Annotated in this window: 19 protein-coding genes and 1 tRNA gene; 12 read left to right on the plus strand and 8 right to left on the minus strand. The window is 41.5% G+C overall.

Annotation, left to right across the window (positions count from 1 at the left end; genetic code table 11):
* The first annotated feature begins 21 nt into the window (after positions 1–21).
* Positions 22–1,404, plus strand: coding sequence for a winged helix-turn-helix domain-containing protein (locus tag N483_RS14645; RefSeq protein WP_023398262.1), 1,383 nt, complete (start codon positions 22–24; stop codon positions 1,402–1,404).
* An 87-nt stretch (positions 1,405–1,491) separates the two neighbouring features.
* Positions 1,492–2,649, plus strand: a complete 1,158-nt coding sequence (locus N483_RS14650) for a PQQ-binding-like beta-propeller repeat protein (RefSeq protein WP_023398261.1) — start codon at positions 1,492–1,494, stop codon at positions 2,647–2,649.
* Positions 2,650–2,800: 151 nt separating this feature from the next.
* Here N483_RS14650 and N483_RS14655 read toward each other — a convergent pair whose 3' ends face one another.
* From N483_RS14655 to N483_RS14665, 3 genes are all read right to left on the minus strand, one after another.
* A complete protein-coding gene (locus N483_RS14655; protein ID WP_023398260.1) occupies positions 2,801–3,436 on the minus strand; it encodes a cohesin domain-containing protein in 636 nt (211 codons plus the stop codon).
* Between the two features lie 222 nt (positions 3,437–3,658).
* Positions 3,659–4,300 (minus strand): response regulator, encoded by a 642-nt coding sequence (locus N483_RS14660; protein ID WP_023398259.1) that lies wholly within the window; start codon positions 4,298–4,300, stop codon positions 3,659–3,661.
* A 404-nt stretch (positions 4,301–4,704) separates the two neighbouring features.
* Positions 4,705–5,088, minus strand: coding sequence for a hypothetical protein (locus N483_RS14665; protein ID WP_023398258.1), 384 nt, complete (start codon positions 5,086–5,088; stop codon positions 4,705–4,707).
* 395 nt (positions 5,089–5,483) lie between these two features.
* On the opposite strand from N483_RS14665, the gene N483_RS14670 reads away from it, so the two are divergent.
* The gene (locus N483_RS14670) at positions 5,484–6,218 is read left to right on the plus strand and encodes a substrate-binding periplasmic protein (protein WP_023398257.1); all 735 of its coding nucleotides are present in this window, start codon (positions 5,484–5,486) and stop codon (positions 6,216–6,218) included.
* Positions 6,219–6,229: 11 nt separating this feature from the next.
* Here the strand turns inward: N483_RS14670 and N483_RS14675 are convergent, their stop codons facing one another.
* The gene (locus N483_RS14675) at positions 6,230–7,126 is read right to left on the minus strand and encodes a LysR family transcriptional regulator (protein ID WP_023398256.1); all 897 of its coding nucleotides are present in this window, start codon (positions 7,124–7,126) and stop codon (positions 6,230–6,232) included.
* A 120-nt stretch (positions 7,127–7,246) separates the two neighbouring features.
* Between N483_RS14675 and N483_RS14680 the strand changes: the two genes are divergently transcribed.
* The 3 genes from N483_RS14680 (at position 7,247) to N483_RS14690 (ending at position 8,423) form a co-directional block, all read left to right on the plus strand.
* Positions 7,247–7,774, plus strand: coding sequence for an NADPH-dependent FMN reductase (locus N483_RS14680; protein ID WP_023398255.1), 528 nt, complete (start codon positions 7,247–7,249; stop codon positions 7,772–7,774).
* Between the two features lie 167 nt (positions 7,775–7,941).
* Positions 7,942–8,017 (plus strand) — tRNA-Ala (locus N483_RS14685).
* A 79-nt stretch (positions 8,018–8,096) separates the two neighbouring features.
* Positions 8,097–8,423, plus strand: a complete 327-nt coding sequence (locus tag N483_RS14690) for a cupin domain-containing protein (RefSeq protein WP_023398254.1) — start codon at positions 8,097–8,099, stop codon at positions 8,421–8,423.
* Here N483_RS14690 and N483_RS14695 read toward each other — a convergent pair.
* Together N483_RS14695 and N483_RS14700 are read right to left on the minus strand one after the other, a co-directional pair.
* The gene (locus N483_RS14695; RefSeq protein WP_023398253.1) at positions 8,403–10,790 is read right to left on the minus strand and encodes an ATP-binding protein; all 2,388 of its coding nucleotides are present in this window, start codon (positions 10,788–10,790) and stop codon (positions 8,403–8,405) included. The two genes, N483_RS14690 and N483_RS14695, sit on opposite strands and share 21 nt — an antisense overlap.
* Positions 10,791–11,104: 314 nt before the next feature.
* Positions 11,105–11,572: a DUF3293 domain-containing protein gene (locus N483_RS14700; protein WP_023398252.1), complete on the minus strand. Its 468-nt coding sequence runs from the start codon at positions 11,570–11,572 to the stop codon at positions 11,105–11,107.
* A 257-nt stretch (positions 11,573–11,829) separates the two neighbouring features.
* On the opposite strand from N483_RS14700, the gene N483_RS14705 reads away from it, so the two are divergent.
* From N483_RS14705 to N483_RS14720, 4 genes are all read left to right on the plus strand, one after another.
* Positions 11,830–12,936 carry a DJ-1/PfpI family protein gene (locus N483_RS14705; RefSeq protein ID WP_023398251.1) on the plus strand — a complete coding sequence of 369 codons (1,107 nt, stop codon included), beginning with the start codon at positions 11,830–11,832 and terminating at the stop codon, positions 12,934–12,936.
* Positions 12,937–13,302: 366 nt separating this feature from the next.
* A complete protein-coding gene (locus N483_RS14710; RefSeq protein WP_023398250.1) occupies positions 13,303–13,719 on the plus strand; it encodes a winged helix-turn-helix domain-containing protein in 417 nt (138 codons plus the stop codon).
* Between the two features lie 283 nt (positions 13,720–14,002).
* Positions 14,003–14,713: a response regulator transcription factor gene (locus N483_RS14715; RefSeq protein WP_023398249.1), complete on the plus strand. Its 711-nt coding sequence runs from the start codon at positions 14,003–14,005 to the stop codon at positions 14,711–14,713.
* A gap of 4 nt (positions 14,714–14,717) precedes the next feature.
* The gene (locus N483_RS14720; protein ID WP_023398248.1) at positions 14,718–15,971 is read left to right on the plus strand and encodes a sensor histidine kinase; all 1,254 of its coding nucleotides are present in this window, start codon (positions 14,718–14,720) and stop codon (positions 15,969–15,971) included.
* A 44-nt stretch (positions 15,972–16,015) separates the two neighbouring features.
* Here N483_RS14720 and N483_RS14725 read toward each other — a convergent pair whose 3' ends face one another.
* Positions 16,016–16,636, minus strand: coding sequence for a hypothetical protein (locus N483_RS14725; protein ID WP_023398247.1), 621 nt, complete (start codon positions 16,634–16,636; stop codon positions 16,016–16,018).
* Positions 16,637–16,777: 141 nt separating this feature from the next.
* Positions 16,778–17,404, minus strand: coding sequence for an arylesterase (locus N483_RS14730; RefSeq protein ID WP_036975387.1), 627 nt, complete (start codon positions 17,402–17,404; stop codon positions 16,778–16,780).
* Between N483_RS14730 and N483_RS14735 the strand changes: the two genes are divergently transcribed.
* Positions 17,403–18,122: an ABC transporter ATP-binding protein gene (locus N483_RS14735; protein ID WP_023398245.1), complete on the plus strand. Its 720-nt coding sequence runs from the start codon at positions 17,403–17,405 to the stop codon at positions 18,120–18,122. The genes N483_RS14730 and N483_RS14735 overlap by 2 nt on opposite strands.
* A complete protein-coding gene (locus N483_RS14740; protein WP_023398244.1) occupies positions 18,112–20,616 on the plus strand; it encodes an ABC transporter permease in 2,505 nt (834 codons plus the stop codon). The genes N483_RS14735 and N483_RS14740 overlap by 11 nt, the downstream gene beginning before the upstream one ends.
* Positions 20,617–20,632: the final 16 nt, after the last annotated feature.

Here is a 20,632-nt window from a genome sequence, read left to right on the forward strand (position 1 = left end):
TTTTATTCTTAGGTAGGAATTATGCTCAAGACCGCCAACAAAGGACAGTGGGTCATAAATCATCGGCAGTTGAGCTTACATAATGACACGAAAGTAGTGGAACTAGACTCTAAACAGTATGCTCTGTTAGTTTTGCTTTTAAAATTTAAGCATCAAGATGTCAGTAAATCTCAGATCCTTTCGGAAGTGTGGGGGCAGCGTGTTGTTAGCGAAGATGCGATATATGTGACAATCAATGGACTCAGAAAGCTACTTGGTGATGATGCTAAATCGCCAAAGTATATTAAAACAATTTCCGGCATTGGTTATCGCTGGATAGGGCCTCCCTTGTGTGATGCATTGCCATCATCTCTTGATAGTTTTTTATTAAAAGCTGCGTTGTGCTTGGTTGCAATTTCATTGCTTGTTTTTTGGCAGATGCCACGGGAGCCCGTAAAAGAGGAGATCCCTGCCCATTTGACTGAACCATTTAATCAAGCCCGCTTTATTATAACTAGTCACCCAGAGGATATAGACAGGGCAATTGGTTTGCTTAAGTCAATAACGGTTGAGCAACCTAAACTCACAGAACCTTTGGTATGGTTGGCAAAGGCTTATTATTATAAGCTTCGCCCACAGGCAGCTGATTACCATCAAGCTAAGCAACACCTAAAGGCAATTTTGGAGCGTATTCTCTCGCGGGACCCCAAACATAAAGAGGCGAATTTACTCTATGGCAAGCTTTTATTCATGGGGGAAATGAATACTCAAGATGTTGAAGTTTACTTTTTAAATGCGCTTCCAAATAGCGAAGCGCATCATATGTACGGCCAATATTTACTTGCTGTAGGTCGGTTAGAAGAAGCATTACAGCACATTCAAATTTATCAATCCCTTGAGCCTGATGGTTATTCAAGTGAAAGCGTGGCTTGGGTTTATATGATGAGTTTACAATTTGATGAAGCGGTTTTAGCCCTAGATAAATTGAGGCCGTACTCACACAGTAATCGATTTTACCATGTATGCCTGAGAGCAATTTATGAACAGCTCGGTCAGTTTGAACTGGCTGTTAAAGAGCTTATTTGGGTCATGAAATTTGAAGGGTATAGTGACTTAGAAATCGCGATGGTCGAGCAACAATTTGACGACCAAGGTATAGAAGGTGTCTATCGTTGGCTACTTTATCATGATACTCGTAAGGCCGATATTGGACACTATGAAGCGCCGATGTCCCAAGCTCGGTATGCTGCAGCCATTGGAGAGACTCAGTTAGCGCTGCATTACTTGGAACAATCGCGACTAGCAGGTCAGTATGCCTTCATGTGGATTGCAGCAGATCCTCATTTTTTACCGCTAAAACAGGAAAGTGGATTTAATCAATTAATACAAGATTACATTTTAAAAGCTGATACATCAGGCACTTAATAATTACTAAGAAAGTTTTAGAAGGTATTCAGGACATCTTTTTTACGTCAAGTTAATGTCGCACTCGAATTTAATTAGGAGTGCATAATGACAATCTATAAAAAATTAATTGCAGCCTTCATTTTGGGGCTGCTATCTATCTTGCCGACAATCACTGCTTTGGCAAAAAGCGGGGACTATTTATATAGCTATCAGACTGGCAGTGAAAACTGGGGGAGCATTACGCTAAAAAATCATCAGGCTTACTTTGGTAGTGATAATGGCAAGGTGTATGCGTTTGATGTTGATAGAGTGAAAACTCGTTGGGTATTCACCACAGGCGATAAAGTTCGTTCGAAGCCGCTTGTTGACCACCATAGAGTGTTTTTTTCTAGTGATGATGGTTATCTTTATGCGTTGAATCGCTGGAATGGAAAGCTGCTCTGGAAGACCAGTCTTAATGATGGTGATCACAATCGTATTCTGCCGGCCAACCATGCTCCATGGGAGTTTGACTACACTAAATCTAGCCCGGTGGCCGACAGTAATTTTGTCTATGTTGGCAGTGCTGATTCAAATTTTTATGCCATATCGAAACGTACAGGCAAGATTCAGTGGCGTTTTAATACTGGTGGGATGATAAGAGCGACTGCAAGCATCTATCAGGGTAAAGTATTTTTTGCGAGTTGGGATGGCCATGTTTACGCACTCGATAAGCTGTCGGGTGAACTTGCTTGGCAATTTAAAACTCAAGGCGCGATACCTTCGAGCCCAGTTGTGCTCGACGATATACTCATTATTGGCTCTCGTGATACTTACTTGTATGGTTTAGACCCTCACAGGGGGCAAGTCGTGTGGAAAAAAGCATTGCCAGGTGGTTCTTGGGTTGAGTCGAGCGCTATTGCAGACATTGAAGATGACTATTTCTATATTGGTAGCTCAGATGCCAAGTTACTGTTTAAAATGGAAGTAGAAACTGGAGAGATTGTTTGGCAAGTGGCGACGCCTGGCTGGAGTTGGGGGCAACCTGTGGTTGACCAATCGCATGTTTATATCGGTTCTACAGGTCATGATGAACCGGGTTGGTACGTTACTAAAAGCGGGTTTATGGCGCTAGAAAGAGCGTCTGGAGAGAGGGTTTGGCAGTATCAACCTAAATTGATCCCTGGGTTTGTACATGGTGGCGTGTATGCTTCACCGGCAATCGGAGCCGGTAAGGTGTTGGTACCAGACCTCGATGGTTTTATTCATGTTTACCAGCAGTAAGCAAGCGAAGAGGCTTTAGCCAATTATAAAGGCACGATATGGTGCCTTTATAATTTTTTAAGCCCTAGCTTGTCTCATTAATTTTTTAAGAGAGCAATGGGGCAATAAATAACGAGCATCAAGGTAAACAAGCTAAAAATACCCTCCGGATCTAGTCAGCATGATACCTTAATGCACTTTTATGATTAAGTAGCGTGATCACCCCAAATAAAAAGGCTAGAACGACAAGGAACAAATATCTCGGTAACGAAAAGTCGGCTGTAGGGCTGTTAGGTGGGGCGTAAGAGTTAGCAAATTGTAATTCCACCGATGGCTGGGTTGGGTAGTGTAGCTTATGACCGTCTTTGGTAACAAAATAGGCTGTATCTATAACGATATTTGTTTTGGTTGCATCTACATGACTTTTAAAGAAAACACGTGCAATTCGGTTGGTGCTAAAGATATTTTTTGCTGGCATTGATTGGCTAACTGTGTAACTGATAGTTCCCGAATTAGGATTTGCCAGATTAATTTGCTCTGTTAGCGCTTTATGATTAAACAAATTTCCATGTTCCAGATGCGGTGATGTTTCTTTGTTGTGTGGCGGCAACATGATTAATTTTGTAGGGTCATATTTGAGTGTTAAATGTACGCCATATATGGCTGGTATGTCGTCGGCCATAATATCGACATAAAACTCGCTTCCTGTTTTGATATGGTCTACTGGTAGGCTTATGTAAATCGAATCGTCACGTGCACTGATAGCGGTCACAAAAAGAAGCAAATATATAGCGATTACCTTTTCCATCTGGCACTCTCATCTTATCTTTAAATTAAGTATGTAGTTACACTAATCTATAGCTTAGTGCGTAAATCAATTTTATTAAATACGACCTGTAGCCAATAACTTGAAAATTTCAGTATTGCGGCGTTTGCCATATTCTAGTTTCCATTACAGAGTAAAATACTATTGTGTCAAAAAAATATAAATAGTGTATTTACCCCAATTGACCATTAAATTGAGCTTGATCTACACAACTAGCCCTTCTTCCAAGCCATATTTTACTAATTCAGCTGCTTTGTTAACACCAAGCTTTCTCATTGCTTTTGTTCGGTGATTGTCAACAGTTTTTATTGAAATACACAGTGTATCGGCAATTTGTCGGTTGGATTTTCCCTGAGTGATATAGCTGACGATTTGTTTCTCTCTTGCTGTAAGGAGAAACTGTGTGCTAGCAGCCTTATATCGTGCTAATTCGCTTTCTATACTTGGGCTAATAAACGAGTGACCGGCAGCGACAGTTTGCAAGGCTTGATTGAGAGTATCAAATGCTTCACTCTTGGAGAGGTAGGCGTCGGCACCGACCTCAAACGCACGGTGAATTACCTTAATATCATCATGCATACTAAGAAAAATGATGCGGGTTTTTAATTTTCGTTGCTTTACGTGTTCACACACTTTGAGACCACTCAAATCTCCCATTGCAATATCTAATATGGCGAGATCGGGTTGATATTGGGAAATAAATTGCCATGCTTGCTCGCCAGTGGCGACATCACTAATATTGTATTGAGTTTGTGATCTCTCGATAAGAGAACGTAAGCCCTGACGCACTAAATGGTGATCATCCGCGATTAATATGGTTAAACTATTTTCTTTTCCGTTACCCATTTTAACTCCATGTATATACTTGTCTCGCAAAAGCTTGGCTGAGATTATAGTTCTAGACTATTGCCTTATTAATAAATAGCGTCGATTTTTTGTTCTGTTTTCATCGGGCAGTAGTCGAGTTTGCCTGTCTACAGTAACTTAAAGTATATGATTATCAGATGGGTAAGTATTTTATATGTAATTGATCACGGTGCATATGAATATCGTTAAGATAATGCACAAAATTGAATAAGGCTTATTTAGTGGTGTTTGTGCGTTTAGCTGTAACCGTTTTACCTGGCTATAAGTAGCTTTATTTTGGGGTTTAACAGCCATAGGAGCACCTTTAAGGTGCGCCCATTGAGTTGTTATTACATGGCGAATTATTGCTAACCGGTATGAATAATTGCTATGTAATTGTATGGCTAGTAAACAGTCATGTAGTTCACAGTTACATCGCCTTCGCGGTACAGTCCGTGCTCTTGATTGAAGTTCACATCAATGGTGACTTTTGCATAGTCTGTTTGGAGCGAGTAATTACCGCCACTTGGCGTCGAGTAAGTACATTCAGTTTGTGCATATAGGTATTCAGGCTGCATTGGCGTCACAAAATAATTAATGACTTGAGTATGACAATTGTGGAAGCGATAGCCTGCATCTTTAAGCTGTGTTCTGATAGCTTGATACTTACGACCATATTCAAGCACCTCTTGAACACTTGCATAGCCCGCCTGTGCAGACAGCTCTTGAGCTGAAACATTGGCAGCGGCCGCAGCGGCAATTAGTGAGAATAATACGCCAGTTTTCATAGTTAGTTTCCTTTTCTTGAGAATAAATAGCCTTATTGGCTGGTAAAAAGTTAAGTGTACGGGGTTGTTTATGTCGTGCCATTTCCTTCACAACATCAAACTACAAGACAAATCATCTTGTGTTCGCACACCATTATTAAACGAATAAATGAAGTTAATATTTATGATTAAAGTCAAAAAAATGAAGAAAAAATTTATAAAATGAAATTTATGGGTATTAAATAGTCAATTTATTCCGGTGTGTGAATTATTGTTTCTTTTGCTTTAGTGCTGTTATTAGCAGTGTTATAAATTAGGTAAGAAATGGCGTTTTTCTTGAGCAATAAAGGCGCAAAACCATAATATGTGTAAAATTTATGCTAAGTTGATAAAGGATGAGTTAATTTGTATAAGTTATGTACTATTTATTCGGTTTGGCGGCGTTGTTTTATTCATGTGTCGTGGTTGCAAAGGAATTCAGTGTTTTGGTGTATCACGGCGCGAATCCGCCATACAACTACATTCACAATCATCAACCCTCAGGTATTTTTAGCGACTTGTTTGCTCGACTTGGCGAGCTCACTGGGCACACTTTTAAGTTGGTGCCTTGGTCTGTGGCGCGTGGTCAAAAGCTATTTGATATGGGAAAAATAGACATTGAACCAGGTGTCAATCCTATTTGGCGTGCACAAAGAAAAAACCCTGGGATCTATTCGCAGCCTTATGCATATTCTAAGGAAGTGGTGTTGGGTCGTGAAGGTGAACGGCCAACCGCCGACCCAAAATCTTTCTATGGTAAGGTCTTTGGTCGTGTAAGGGGTTATCGATACGGACAGTTTGAATCTCACTTTGGCGAGAACAAAATTGTACTTTATGACAACGTTTCTGAAAAAGAGCTATTGTCTCAGTTGGCTCACAAACGAATTGACTACGTGATGATTGGCGATGTTACAGCGGCGTATTATCAAAAGCATAATCCCCATTATGCTTCGTTCAAAGTCGTATTTGAAATTAGCAAGCTGCCAGTGCATATGCGATTACAACCCCATTTACAGCAATTGCAGGCGGAACTGAATCGAGCGCTACAAGTAATGCAGCGCAACGGCGAGATTGATGCCATCTATCGCCAATATGGTGCACTGAACCAATAGTGTGATAGGTCCTATGATGCTAGTTGGGATGACAATATATCTATAAAGTATCTAACCTTAGGTGATAGGTGCTTGCGGCTGGGATAAACCACATAGACTTCCACAGGCCTTTGCAAGTAGGCTTCGAGTAAGATTTCAAGCTGGCCTTGCTCAATGGCATCTGCCAGATAAAATTCGGGCAACCTAGATATACCTATGCCGTCAATTGCCATCGCGGCTTGCATATGCCCGTTGTTAATATTCGCTCGCTTTCTAACATCAACGGTAAATGACTTACCTGCTTGATCTGTAAACTCCCAGCGATCTGGATGCTTTAGGTTGCTGTAGCAGATACAGTGATGTTTGCTTAGCTCTCTAGGATGATGGGGTTTTCCATATCGCTCTATGTATTTTGGGCTAGCAACAACCAAAGTTCTACAGCGGTAAATACGTTTACAGATCAAACTCGACTCTTCGAGTTGGGTGGTTGCACGAATTGCCAAATCAAAGCCGTCACCAACCACGTCTACCGCTCGGTCATTGAGCTCCCATTCAATAGTGACATTAGGATATTTGCGTAAATACTCTGTGACTGCAGGTCTGAGGTAGTCCAAACTAAATGCGACAGGGCAACTAATCTTAAGCACCCCCTTGGGTTTATTTTCCTGATGCGTAAGCAGTTGCAGTGTTTGTTCGGCATCACTGAGTAATTGCACACAATGCTGATAGTACACTTCTCCGTCAGGGGTAAGTGCCAAAGTTCGGGTTGTTCGATTGAGTAACCTGACGCCCAGTCGAGCTTCCAAACGATTGATAACTTTACTGACATGAGATGGTGAGTGGCCAAGTTGTTCTGCGGCCAATGCAAAGCTATTACATTGTACGACCTTAATAAAGACAGGAATACCGTCAAACACATTATGATTCATATGGAAATAGTAAGTTTACGTTTGCCCTATTAATGTTTATTAAAACTTAATCTACACTGTTTGTCATCAAGTCGAGCAAACATATTCGACAACCCATAAAAAGTTAATTTGGAGAACATCATGAAAGTACTAGCATTTGCAGCAAGTAACAGCCGTCAATCAATCAACAATGCACTGGTAAAGTATGCGGCGTCACAAATTGAGAACGCAGAGATAGAAATTTTAGATCTGAATGATTTTGAAATGCCGATTTACAGCATTGACCGAGAAAAAGACAATGGGATCCCAGAGCAGGCCCAGAAATTTTACGACAAGATAGGCGCTGCAGATGCAGTTATTGTCTCATTTGCTGAGCATAATGGTTCTTACACAGCAGCGTACAAGAATATATTTGACTGGACCTCTCGTATTGACATGAAAGTGTATCAAAATACTCCGATGGTACTTTTGGCAACATCTCCAGGTCCTGGTGGAGCACAAAGTGTGTTAGGTGCCGCGGTGAACTCTGCACCGTATTTTGCAGCTGATGTAAAAGCGCATTTATCAGTTCCTAGCTTTTTTGATAACTTTGATATGGAAGCGGGTAAATTAACTAATGGCGAAATCAATGACGCCTTGAGCAATGCATTAAAACAACTAACAAACTAAAATAACAAGTTTGTTCCCAAATATACTGTTTTTGCAGCTGCCAGCATCAACGCAGAGCAGCTGCAATTTACAGCCACATTTGCAATTTAAGATCATGAGCTTTTCACACTTCGTAAAAAACAGCTTTACAAATTAATAAGATATAATAGAATCTTAGCGTCTTACTTGGGGCTATAGCTCAGCTGGGAGAGCGCTTGCATGGCATGCAAGAGGTCGGCGGTTCGATCCCGCCTAGCTCCACCAAATCTTATCCAGCATATTCTTGCAACAGCATCAAACTGCACAATTTAAATAATGTATCCACCAAAATCGGGGTGAGCGCATGGTTGAAAACAAACAAAGTGTATTTAGAGATATACCCAGAGATTTATCAGACGAATTTTTCGAAGTCATTGCAAGCAGCGATGATGTAAAAATTGAACGTATTATCTCCAGAGGACATACTTCTCCGCAAACAGGTTGGTATGACCAAGCGCAAAATGAGTGGGTAATAGTGCTGCAAGGTGAGGGGCAGCTCACGTTTTCAGATGGTCGAGTTGTAACCTTGGTTGTCGGCGAGCATATTAATATTCCGGCGCACTGCAAACATAAAGTAAGCTGGACTAAACCGGATACTGATACTATTTGGTTAGCGGTTTTTTACACCTAGCCATTTGCTTAATACAGACTCTAGCTTTGCCATTTCAACGGGTTTCGCGACAAAGTCATCCATGCCAGCGCTGTAATACGTCGCGATATCTTCTAAAAACACATTGGCAGTGATCGCAATGATCACCATTTGACTATACTGGGGGTGCATTCTCAGGTGTTTGGTTGCTTCAATACCATCCATTTTAGGCATATGTATATCCATGAGGATCAGATCAAAATAGGTTTGTGCAACTTTTTCTAATACCTGTTGGCCATCTTTTGCTAATACGACACGCAAACCAAACTTTTCCAACATAGCACTGATCACAACCTGATTAATTGCATTATCCTCAGCAAGTAAGACCTTCCCACTGAGTTGCATACACTGATCAGTTTTTGCAGCACTATACTCGATTAAGCAACAAGGCTTAAATGGCCAAGTAAACGCGAATGTTGCGCCCTCATTTGGTGTGGATTCACAGTATATTATCCCGCCAGCAAGGTTAACTAGCTGCTTGCAAATACTCAACCCAAGTCCAGTTCCGCCAAAACGCTTTGTGGTACTGTCGTCTTCTTGGCAAAACGGGTCAAAAATTTTATTTTGCTGCTCTTGTTTGATGCCAATACCAGTGTCTGTAACGGTGAATAACAATTGTGTCGCGTCATTTGGGTTGAGCTGAACCAATATAGATATCTCACCTTGTATAGTAAATTTATAGGCATTGCTCAATAGGTTGAGCAGTACTTGCTGTAACCTGTGTTTATCACTGACAATTTCAAGAGGCGTATCAGCCACTATGGTGTGTGATAAGGCAATAGGCTTTGACTGAGCCCTTGACTGCGTAAGGTGTAGTAAATGTGCAATGGTGCTTTTTAGCTCAAAAGGTTCTTCGTATAAATTGATTTGCCCTTGTTCAAGTTTCGAGATATCTAATATGTCGTTTATGAGGGTCAATAAGTTACTGCCTGAAACACTGGCCAGCTTAAGGAGGTGTTTTTGTTCTTTGTTGAAGTTTGCCTCTTGTTCTAATAGCTGGATAGTGCCCAATATACCATTCATGGGCGTGCGGATCTCATGGCTCATGTTGGCTAAGAAGCGGCTTTTTGCAGTAACGGCGAACTCGGCTTCGCGCTTCGCTTTTTCAAGTGCTTGTGTTCGTTTTTCTACTCTGGACTCTAAATCACTTTCTCGCGCGTAGATGGTGTCACGCATAGTTTCAAATGTACGACTCAATTCAGCGATTTCATCATTGCCTTTGGTTTTGATATGAATCTTGTAGTGACCTTTGGCAAGCGATTTTGCAGCATATGTTAAACGTGAAATAGGGCTATACAGTCGATATGCTATCCACCAGGCCACAAGCATACTCAATAATGTAGCAAATGTGAGTGTCAGCAGTAACTTCTCTTTAAGGGTTTTCACCGACGCAAAAACGACCTGTTCAGGCAAAACTACAGCAAGACTGTAATTGGCAGCACGAATAGGTGCATAAAAGATAAATGCATGTGTCTGACTGTCTATCATTAGTTGTCCATGCCCTTCAAGCCCAGCGATCATTTTTATGCCCAGTGCTTTAAGCAAGGGATCTTGTTCTTTGGTGATCCTGTTGACTGTACTGGCTTTTTCGCCAATATCATTGAGCACGTAGTTGCCATCCTTATATTGATGCTCAATGGTCTTATTGGCATTCCAGTGGTACATATAAATCCCAGTACTAGACACCAGCATAAATTTGGCTTGCTCGCCGAACTGTTGTAGTACATGGTTTTTGACATTAACGATGAGGCGGTCGACTTCACGCCAGGGAATACTGCCTCCTAATAAGCCAACGACCTTGTCGTCATGGCTTAAAATTGACGCAGCAACAACAATCTGCTTAACGCCTGTGGTGTATGAGATCATGGGTTCAGAAACATATACTCTAGGAAGTTGCTCAATATTATTATTAATGGTGTATTGCCAGTAGTCTCGCTGTTTAATGGTTTTTATCTTGGCTTGTGGATCTGAATCATCAAAGGTGCGCAACATATTGTGATACGGATTCCCTCCTTCGGTATTGTGAAAGCTGCCATCCGCACGCCCAACAATAAACTTTTCGTATACTCCGTGGTGTGATTGTTTTTCGGTGTTTAAGATAGGCTTTATTTGGTTAAAGTCCATCGTTCGAAGAGCTGGTTGGCGCGCTAGGGTTGAAATTTCTGATTTCCGTTGAGAAAAGTAGGCATTAAATAGTGCGGCCGCACTGAGTACCTCTGATTGCGCTGCTCGAATACTCATTTCTCCCGCTTGACGTGCACTGTGAAGCATCGCAATGAAAAAGATGACAAGCATGGGCACTAGAGCTGTAATAGCTAACACCAGAGGAAGCCGGGTTTTAAGTTGCATAGGCGCAGCAGGGCTGTTTATTTAACTCTTATTTTAGTCAAGAATTAGTTGGTGCGAGGGCTAAAGTCAGTTTAGGGATGAACGAAATTAATAACACATTTAAATTCAGTTGCTTAAGGTGATTCTTAAAAGTTTAAAAATACCCGTGTTAATATTTGTTATTCTAAATCAAAAAAATTTTGCATTTAGGGTGTTAATGTATGTATGAACGCTTGATGCAATAAAAATGATGAATAAAACAAAGTGTCGGCGTAAATCTATGAACCTGATATATGAGTTTGCTGGATTAAAGGTGTTGCAGTGAGCATCATGTTTCACAAAAGGGCTATGTTTTTGCTAGGTAGCGTAACCCGACGTAATCGTGAGGTGATCAAATCATTAAAAGTGTAAAACTGTGTCAAATTATGGCTATTGTATAAAGTGATTTTACCATCAACTAGGTAATAAAAAGCGCGTTGGTTATAGCGCTTGGAAATAGATTGTGCAAGTGTTAGTGGGAGGTCTAGACAAATACTCAACTCGCGATAAGACATGTCATGATTACCACCATATAGATATTTAACTGATGACGGTAACCGAGACAATAACGCAATATATTTTTGTTGTAAGCTGGTATTCTTCTTCCGACTTAACCGATGACCATGCGTATTCCATACGCTTATAATTGCACCATTTTTATAATGGTGAACTGGCATTAGAGGATAGAAGTACACCTCTTTATACAGCTGCCATATATTTTCTGAAATATGCTGATTTTTGGCATCGGCAGTTATATTAATCATCGTGATTATTCTTGATTTTTGGAATATTCCATTTATTTTAACTGTGTCACTCACTATTGCCAGAGTTTGAAACTACAGAGCAAGAACTAAGAAAAATAACAAAGTAAATTTTTCTAGCCTTGACAGGTAAGTAACCTCAATCAATTTAATTACTTAAATCTACACTGTAACTTCTACGAAAGTAATTGCCCTTTACTTCACACCAGTTTCACATCCACTCCTTTATTGTGATACTTCCAACCAAAAGGAGAGTCGTTATGAAAAGCCTCGTTATGCTAACCAGTATTGCACTTTTTAGTTCAGTCGTCGCTGCAAAAGATAGTACTAATGTATTAGTTGTGATCAGTAGCTACGGTGAAGTAAATCAAAACCAAGAACTTGTAAAGCCAGGATACGAGTTTGGTGAATTAAGCAAAGCGTATCATGTATTTAAACGCCATGGTATTCAAGTGACCATTGCTTCTCCGTCAGGTGGTAAACCTGTCGCGGACGAATATGATAAGTCAGCAATTTATAACCAAAAATTCCTGAACGATGAGGCCGCTTTAGCGTCTTTGACAAACAGCTATAAACTGGCAGATATTGATGCCAGTAAATTTGATGGCATATTTGTTGTTGGTGGTAAGGGCCCTATGTTCGACTTACATCAACATGAGCCGCTAAAGCAAACTATCTCAAAAATTTATGAAAATAGTGGTGTGGTTGCTGGCGTGTGCCATGGGCCAGCGGCTTTTGTTGACGTAAAATTGAGTGATGGGCGTTACTTGGTAGCAGGTAAGCGAGTGAATGGATTTACCAATGCGGAAGAACATGCATTTGGCTCTAAGTGGTTAAAAGATTTCCCATTTTTATTGCAAGACAAACTAGAAGAGCGCGGTGCAAAATTCGAACAAGATGGCGTGATGTTAAACCAAGTCACTGTCGACGGCCGACTGATCACAGGCCAAAATCCATTTTCAACCGTGGATACCGCTCGTGCAATGGTGACAGCTATGGGCGTTGAGCTATTGTCCGCTCAGCCCTATCAAGATGATGCCAGTGTTAAATTATATGAGCTATTTTTAAGAGACCAAGATACTGCTATCCAAAAGTTGGAAGCGACGCCGGCACTTTATGATATGCAAATGCTTGCCATGCTAAGTGTTTTTCAAATTAAACACGCTACGACAGAGTATCAAGTTGATGCCAGTGCGCAGCTATTAGAGTATGTGTTACCTAAGTTTTCACATCCCGTTTTAGCAGTCACACTTGCTCAAGCCTATGTGCGTATGAATCAGTCAGATAAAGCACTGGAGGTTTTGCAAACAAGCGCGAAACAGTTTCCTGAAAACGAAAAAATCAAATCGTTTATAGCATCTCTTTAGCGAATTATGAGGGCCTAGAAATAGGCCCTTTCGAGTCAAAATTAAGAAAAAAATACTACATCATGAATTTTACTAATGTGGATAAAAAAAGCCTAAATAATTGACTGTCATGAATACTGAAATAAACGGCAATTTTATAAAATAAAGCGAAGGTTTTTTGTTCTCATATGTGTTTTTTTTGTATAAAACTTGTGTATCAATGGTTGACTGTTAAGGTTTTTTGTCTCTTTTGTGGTCAATTGGGTAATATGTTTCTATTAACAAAAGTCATGTGAAAATATGACTTAGTTAATACCAATTTACTGCCTAGAGCGATAAAATATAAGGGCTTTTAAAGTCATATATAAAGGAAGTATATTGTTGATCATGAATTTAAGTGATAAAGAAAATACTGACTTTACCTTTGCGGTATTTGGTCATTATGCACTGAATAAAAGGAAACGTTCGTTAACATTCTGCGGTGAAAGGGTTAAAGTTGAACCCCTGATCTACGACTTGTTAGTTTACTTTATTCAGCACAGAGATCGCGTGATTAGCCGCGATGAATTGTGTCGAGAAATCTGGCAACAAGAGTATGTTGACAACAACGCGATAAATCGTGCTGTGTCAGAACTACGTCGCAGTATTTCAAAACATAATTTAGAAGGTGAAGTAATCAGAACCCATTATAAAAAAGGGTATAGCTTTAACTTAAACGTGAAGTTAGACCCCCGTCCTGGCCTATTTCAATGGCTAACACGACTGTTTAATCAGTCCCCGATGAGAAAAGGAAAGTTAACATAAATAAGCACCAAGTTACGAGAAAACAGAGCTAAATGTTCTTAATTTTAAAAATAAGTATAAAAAAATTCATGTTTCGTGCTTAAGTTAATTGATGAGGGTCATAACTCATTTTTACTGTCCACTTGGTGCCCACTTTTTCTTAAGGTGGCGCAAGTATTCATGCTTGGTAAAATCGATAGAGCGGCTCATACGCACTTTTTACCAAGCCCCCTGCTATTTCACAATCATTTCACAGATCAGCATGATAAGCTGTGTGCAATAACCCAATTTATACGGTATTAACATGGAAAAACACTCGTCTATGCGCAAAATGGATATGCAATTTAAAGTACTGGTGGTTGAGGATAATCTCGAAATCAGTCGCAATATCGCAGAGTATTTTGAGCCACGTGGATTAGTCTTGGACTTTGCTTACGATGGTAAGCAAGGCGTAGATCTGGCATTACAGAACTACTATGACTGCATTATTCTCGATATCATGCTGCCAGAAATGGATGGATTGGCGGTGTGTAATATTTTGCGAAATAAAGCCAGTCGGCATATTCCTATTATTATGTTGACTGCACGTGATGCGCTGGATGATAAGTTAGCCGGATTTGAAACAGGTGCTGATGACTATTTAACCAAGCCATTTGCCTTGGAGGAGTTATTTGTAAGGTGCTTGGCGCTTGCTAAGCGCCATTTGCTTAACTGTGAAAAAACTCTACAGCTTGGTGACTTAAGTCTCAATGCCCAAACTCAGCAAGTGAAGCGAGGCGGTCAAGAGATTATCTTGCAGCCGATCCCACTTAAGATTTTGCAGCTTTTAATGGAGCACCACCCAAGACCCCTGAGTCGTAGTGAACTCAGTGACAAAATTTGGGGAGATGATCCAACTGACTCAGATGCGCTGCGCTCACATGTTTATCAACTTAGAAAAGCGATCGATAAGCCATTTGATACTGCGATCATTAAAACGATTCACAGTGTTGGCCTAGCCTTGGATATAGCATAATCTTATGAAAGCTCGTCAATTACGCACTAGAATCATTGCCTATTTTGTTGGCATATCAGTATTTATCAGTTTTTTGTTTGGATTCGTCTGTTTTCTTTTTGCATATACAATCGAGGATCACCTATTTAATGTATTGCTCAAAGATGAAGCCGCATATGTCTCCAAGCAGTTGAACTTAGGCAATACACCTCAACCTCGACTTGATTTTATTCAATATTTGGAGCATAAGCAGCAATTGCCCTCGTTTATAAAAGAGGCATTGATCGAGGAGCCACGCGCTGTTGAATTTGCCTCAATAGACGATAAGCACTATCACCTAATGTGGTTAGATAAAGGCGTTTTACTGGCCGAGGTCAGTGAGCAGCTGGTAGTGAGAAAAATAAAAATGGGCATGTTTAACTTCTTGCTGGTGGCGCTCGTAATCGTGTTGATTGTTGCCATATTGCTGGCCTATTTGTCACTTGCCATGGCTAAGAAGCTGCTTAAACCCCTCGATCGGTTGGTTGATATTGTTGCGCAGGCACCCGTTGAAAAGCTGCCACAGAATTTTTCCAATCAATTCGTGAATGATGAGATAGGCGGTTTTGCACGTACGCTTGAACAGGCTCTGGATCGAATTCGTCAATTTATTGATAGAGAGCAAGCATTTACCAGAGATGCGTCACATGAGCTGCGTACTCCCATTGCGGTCACACAAGGGGCGCTGACCTTGCTACAGCAAGAAGCATTGAATGATAAACAACAAGCCTTGGTAGAGCGAGCTGTATCTGCACAGGCGCAAATGGCGCAAAGCGTTGAAACCTTGTTAGCATTAGCCAGAGAAGAGACGATTAACCAAACAGAAGTAAAGTTACTTCCCTTGGTTGAAAGCTGTGTCTTGCAACAAGCCCATAAAATTGACAGTAAAGATATTTCGGTAGAGATTGACGTACCAAGTAGTGCAACCATTGCGCTTGGTGAAAGTGCTTTAAACTTGATATTAAGCAACCTGATTGGAAATGCATTTTCCCATGTAGAAAAAGGCACGGTTACGGTGCGCTTTTCCAACAATACCTTGAGTATTATTGATACAGGTCAGGGGATCCCGAGTGACATACAAGGGCGAATTTTTGAATCGGGGATAAAGGGTGATTCGAGCACTGGGCTAGGTATGGGCTTATCGATTGTTTTCAGGTTGTGTCAGAGGTTGGATATTCACTTGTCGCTAGATAGCAGCGAACAGGGAAGTGCATTCCACCTCACCTGCCCAAAAAATTAGAAGCTTGAGGCCTGTGCCTCAAGTTTCAGCCTTTGCTTACCCAGTTATAGTTTTACAGATGTAGGCTGCTTAACTAAGCCCTTATCGAGGAGCTCTTGTGTAATTCGTTCTGATAGCATCGATGCGATGGTCTTGTTGTGATCTCGAATGGTTTTCTGCGCTTTTACAACTCCTGTTGCTGTCATGGCTTTATTTTGATCCCCTTTGTCGAACAAAGTAATTTGAAACTTGTCGGTCAGGTGTACTGTGGTATACGACGTATAGTTAGTAGAGGGGGTGCCTACTGATGAGTAAGAAGGTGTTGTCGAGTTGGCGTTGAAAGCATGTGAGGTTTGGCTTTCTTGTGATAGTAGCTCTATTTGTAATCGCGCTTGTGCACCTGTTTTTGCAAACGCTTGTTGCCAAGTATGCTGATTGAACTCTCGTGTTGGGGGGAAGACGTCGATTGCTTTGACACACTTAACTGAACTGAGTTTGAGGTTGATTTGTTTACAAACTCTGTCCTCAATGAGTGTTTTCATGGTTAAGTCAGTAAGTGCAGCGTCAACCATTAAACTTGAATATTGGGTGGCTTTAAATTTCGGATCAACATAACTTTGCATGTCAACTGATGCACAGCCTGATAAGGTCGCGACGACCAGCGCAGTTACACAATACTTCTTCATTTTAATTTCCTTAATTATATAGCGTTTCCATAAAGGGGAGTGAATTTTGACTTTCAGATGGGTCATTTAACACTAAAATCACGACTAAATTGTACCCAAAAGCGCAATTGGGTACAACGGTATATCTGTTAATTCAGCCTGTTATGATTTACTCAGCCATACATCAAATTGCTTTTCCATAAAGTCTCTAATAAGCGGCTGGGCTTTTTCATTGGGATGCAGGTTGTCGTTTTGCATTAACGACTTGTCGATTGCAATCGGCACCATAAAATAATCCATCAAATAAGCCCCTGTGTCTTTAGCTACCTTTTGATAGTTACCGGTAAACATTTTGGTGTATCTTGGGCCTAGGTTTGGCGGAATTTGAATTTCCATTAACGCGACTTTTGCGCCACTGTTTTTACTTTTTGCAACCAACTCTGTGAGGTGCTTGCGGATCAGTTTAATTGGAAAACCGCGAATACCATCATTTCCGCCTAATTCGATTAATACATGGCTAGGTTGGTGCGCTTTAAGTTGGGCGTCAATGGTGAGCAGCGCATTGTCCGTGGTTTGGCCAGAGACACTCATATTGATTAATGAGATCGATTTTTTCGTTTCAGCGTACTTATTTTGTAACAAATTAACCCAGTCTTGGTCTTGTTTAAGTCCGTAGCCCGCACTTAAGCTATCACCTATGATCATAATTTTAGTCTCGCTAGCTGTTGCCCCAAAGGGTTGATTGAGGCATGCGAGGAACAGCACAAGTTTTAGGAAAATTCGAATCATGTCAGTACTTTCTCAGTTAAATGTTATTCAGGTCAAAGGACTTAACAAAACAGTCAGTACCTTTGAAGGTGACTTAGATATCCTTAGCGATATCAATTTCACTGTCAAGTCAGGAGAGTCTGTTGCGATTGTGGGCACGTCCGGCTCAGGTAAATCTACGCTACTCAGTTTGCTTGCTGGACTGGATACAGGAACGGCTGGTGAAGTATTTTTGGACGGTGCGGCACTACACAAATTAGATGAAGAAGAGCGTGCGCGCCTACGAGCAGAAAAAGTGGGCTTTGTATTTCAATCGTTTATGTTGGTGCAAAGCTTAACAGCGCTGGAAAATGTGATGCTGCCCGCCGAGTTGGCTGGTGATAGCGGCGCGAAACAACAGGCCTCGGAATTACTCGAAAAAGTAGGCCTATCCCATCGAGTTAGTCACTATCCGTCGCAACTTTCTGGCGGAGAGCAACAACGAGTAGCGATAGCGCGGGCCTTCATCGGTTCGCCCAAAATCCTGTTTGCTGATGAACCGTCGGCAAACTTAGACAGTAAAAATGGTCACCTGATAGAAAAGCTACTTTTCGACCTCAACAAGCAAAATGGGACTACATTAATTCTGGTTACCCATGATGAAGCGCTCGCTCGGCAGTGCGATCGGATTATTCACATCGAGGGTGGCCAGCTAGAAAAAATACGCGATGGTGAAGGAGCAACAGTTCATGTGGTTTAAGTTAGCACTCACTTTATTTTGGCGAGAGCTGCGTCGTGGTGAGTTGACCATTATTTTTGCGGCGATAGCCCTTGCTGTACTAACAGTATTTAGCTTGTCATCTGTGACAGAGCGCATTCGGATGAACATTGAGCAAAAATCAGCAGACTTTATTGCTGCTGATAGGCGTTTAGTGAGCAACCATGCTTTAAATGATGATTATATTCTTGAAGCTGAACGTTTAGGTCTGAACACGGCACGACAAATGTTTTTTGACTCTATGCTGTTTGCCAATGATGAATTGGTATTGGGCTCGATTAAAGCGGTGTCTAATGGTTATCCTTTAAGGGGTTTGGTCAAGCTCAAAGATGATTTTGCCCAAGCTGAATATGAGGTGCGAGATGTACCTAAACCTGGCGAGGTCTGGCTCAGTGAAGGGATGTTTTATAGTCTAGGCTTAGATGTTGGTGACCAAGTTGAAATTGGCGTAGGTATGTTCCGCGCCAGTAAAATCCTTGTCAGTGAACCAGATGCACCATTTTTCTCGTTGGCGGGGAATAAACGTGTTTTACTAAATTACACCGATATTGAGACAACACAGGCGGTCCAGCCAGGAAGCCGAGTGTTTTATCGCATGTTATTTTCGGGTGATGAAGCACTGTTGACAGATTATTATGGGTGGCTGAAGCCTCAATTGAGAGAAAATCAAAGGTGGCAGGGAATAAAAGATCGTCAGTCGCCACTAGGTGAGAACCTTGCGCGTTCAGAGAGCTTCTTATTGCTAGCTGGGTTATTCGGAATAATGCTAGCTGCGGTAGCAATGGCTGTGTCTGCGAAGCGTTACTGTGAGCGTCAGTACGATCCGGTTGCCATGATGAAAACACTCGGTGGTAGTCGAGCTACAATTCGCAATATCTTTTTGCTTCATCTCTCTATGGTGACAGCTTTTTCAGTCTCAATAGGCATAGTAATTGGCTATGGGTTGCAAGCTGTGGCGACTGATTATCTCGCCAGCTTTATGGACACGCAATTACCTGCTGCGGGTTTCAAGCCGTGGTTTTTAGCCATTACCATTGGTGTGGTGTGCGCATTGATGTTTTCATTGAAGCCTCTACTCGATTTATTTGATATCCCGCCACTGCGCGTTTTACGTCGTAATTTAGGGGATAAACTGGCTGTGAGTAGAGTTCATATGGCACTGTCTGTGACCACTATTTTTGCCTTGATGTGGTTTTTCAGTGGAGAGTTAAAAACAACCCTTTTTCTCTTTGGTGGGACCGCAATATTGATGCTGGTGTTGTTTGGCGTCTCGAGGTTGCTGTTTAGTGCTGGCAGAAAACTAGGCTTGAGCCCTGGCAGCAGCTGGTCTTTGGCCATTGCGACCTTACAAAAGCGTGCCAACGCAAATGCTGTACAGTTGATCAGCTTTGCTTTGGCGATAAAGCTTATGTTGTTTTTATTTGTGCTCAAAAATGACCTGATTTCTGATTGGCAAATGCAAGTACCTGCGGATGCTCCCAATGCCTTTCTGATTAATATAAACGAATCAGAAGTCAGTGATATCCAGGACTTCTTCACACAAAATCAAATTACGCATACAGAGTTTTTCCCTATATTCCGAGGTCGTGCGAATGCATTAAATGGAGAAAAATTTGCGCGCAGTACATCAAAGCAAGAAGGTGAAGAGCAAGATGAAGAGGCTACTGAAGGGGCTGGTCGAGAGCTGAATCTGACTTGGATGACGCAGCTACCAGATGGCAATGAAGTGGTCGATGGCACATGGTTCGATGCGGATAGTACTGAATTAGAAGTGTCTGTTTCTCGAGGAATGGCGCAAGGGATAGGGATTGAAGTTGGTGATACGCTGACATTCTTAGTAAATGAGCGCAGTTTTGATGCTAAGGTTACCAGTCTTCGCAGCGTTGACTGGGGATCGCTTAAGCCCAATTTTGTGATGATATTTAACCCTCCTGTCGCGGGTAAATTTCCTGTGACTTATTTCAGTGCAGCGCAATTTGGTGAAGGAGATGAAAAAACCGTCAGTACGCTACTTAGGCAGCACCCTACAGTGAGTATGATTGATATTAAAAGTCGTTTAGAGCAAGCGCAGTCAATGATTGCCCAAGTGTCTTTGGCTATCAGTTTCGTATTGGCTATCGTGTTAACCAGTGGTGCTTTAGTACTGATATCTCAGGTACAGGCGAGCCTAGCCGAGCGTATGCAGGAGATCGTTATTTTGCGTACTTTAGGCGCACGTGGACGCTTGATTAAATTGGCAACCTTGTATGAGTTTTTACTATTGGGTGCTTTGGCGGGCTTTGTTGCTGCCTTGGTCAGTGACGTCACTTTACTTATCATCCAACGAGAGTTGTTTGAAGTAGACGGTAAGCTGCATCCATATATTTGGGCATTGGGTCCTGCAAGTGGTGCCTTGTTTGTGGCTGCGATAGGTTACTTTATGGTGGCCAGTACGATGCGGCAAAACACCCAAGGCTTATTGAGAAAACTTGCTTAGGAAATTAAAAAAGAGG

Origin of the sequence: Pseudoalteromonas luteoviolacea NCIMB 1944, from assembly GCF_001625565.1 — a bacterium.
Classification (GTDB): Bacteria; Pseudomonadota; Gammaproteobacteria; order Enterobacterales; family Alteromonadaceae; genus Pseudoalteromonas; species Pseudoalteromonas luteoviolacea_F.

Coding starts and splice junctions, on each gene's coding strand:
- N483_RS14645 (WP_023398262.1), top strand. CDS start 22: ATGCTCAAGACCGCCAACAAAGGACAGTGGGTCATAAATCATCGGCAG.
- N483_RS14650 (WP_023398261.1), top strand. CDS start 1,492: ATGACAATCTATAAAAAATTAATTGCAGCCTTCATTTTGGGGCTGCTA.
- N483_RS14655 (WP_023398260.1), bottom strand. CDS start 3,436: ATGGAAAAGGTAATCGCTATATATTTGCTTCTTTTTGTGACCGCTATC.
- N483_RS14660 (WP_023398259.1), bottom strand. CDS start 4,300: ATGGGTAACGGAAAAGAAAATAGTTTAACCATATTAATCGCGGATGAT.
- N483_RS14665 (WP_023398258.1), bottom strand. CDS start 5,088: ATGAAAACTGGCGTATTATTCTCACTAATTGCCGCTGCGGCCGCTGCC.
- N483_RS14670 (WP_023398257.1), top strand. CDS start 5,484: ATGTACTATTTATTCGGTTTGGCGGCGTTGTTTTATTCATGTGTCGTG.
- N483_RS14675 (WP_023398256.1), bottom strand. CDS start 7,126: ATGAATCATAATGTGTTTGACGGTATTCCTGTCTTTATTAAGGTCGTA.
- N483_RS14680 (WP_023398255.1), top strand. CDS start 7,247: ATGAAAGTACTAGCATTTGCAGCAAGTAACAGCCGTCAATCAATCAAC.
- N483_RS14690 (WP_023398254.1), top strand. CDS start 8,097: ATGGTTGAAAACAAACAAAGTGTATTTAGAGATATACCCAGAGATTTA.
- N483_RS14695 (WP_023398253.1), bottom strand. CDS start 10,790: ATGCAACTTAAAACCCGGCTTCCTCTGGTGTTAGCTATTACAGCTCTA.
- N483_RS14700 (WP_023398252.1), bottom strand. CDS start 11,572: ATGATTAATATAACTGCCGATGCCAAAAATCAGCATATTTCAGAAAAT.
- N483_RS14705 (WP_023398251.1), top strand. CDS start 11,830: ATGAAAAGCCTCGTTATGCTAACCAGTATTGCACTTTTTAGTTCAGTC.
- N483_RS14710 (WP_023398250.1), top strand. CDS start 13,303: ATGAATTTAAGTGATAAAGAAAATACTGACTTTACCTTTGCGGTATTT.
- N483_RS14715 (WP_023398249.1), top strand. CDS start 14,003: ATGGAAAAACACTCGTCTATGCGCAAAATGGATATGCAATTTAAAGTA.
- N483_RS14720 (WP_023398248.1), top strand. CDS start 14,718: ATGAAAGCTCGTCAATTACGCACTAGAATCATTGCCTATTTTGTTGGC.
- N483_RS14725 (WP_023398247.1), bottom strand. CDS start 16,636: ATGAAGAAGTATTGTGTAACTGCGCTGGTCGTCGCGACCTTATCAGGC.
- N483_RS14735 (WP_023398245.1), top strand. CDS start 17,403: ATGTCAGTACTTTCTCAGTTAAATGTTATTCAGGTCAAAGGACTTAAC.
- N483_RS14730 (WP_036975387.1), bottom strand. CDS start 17,404: ATGATTCGAATTTTCCTAAAACTTGTGCTGTTCCTCGCATGCCTCAAT.
- N483_RS14740 (WP_023398244.1), top strand. CDS start 18,112: ATGTGGTTTAAGTTAGCACTCACTTTATTTTGGCGAGAGCTGCGTCGT.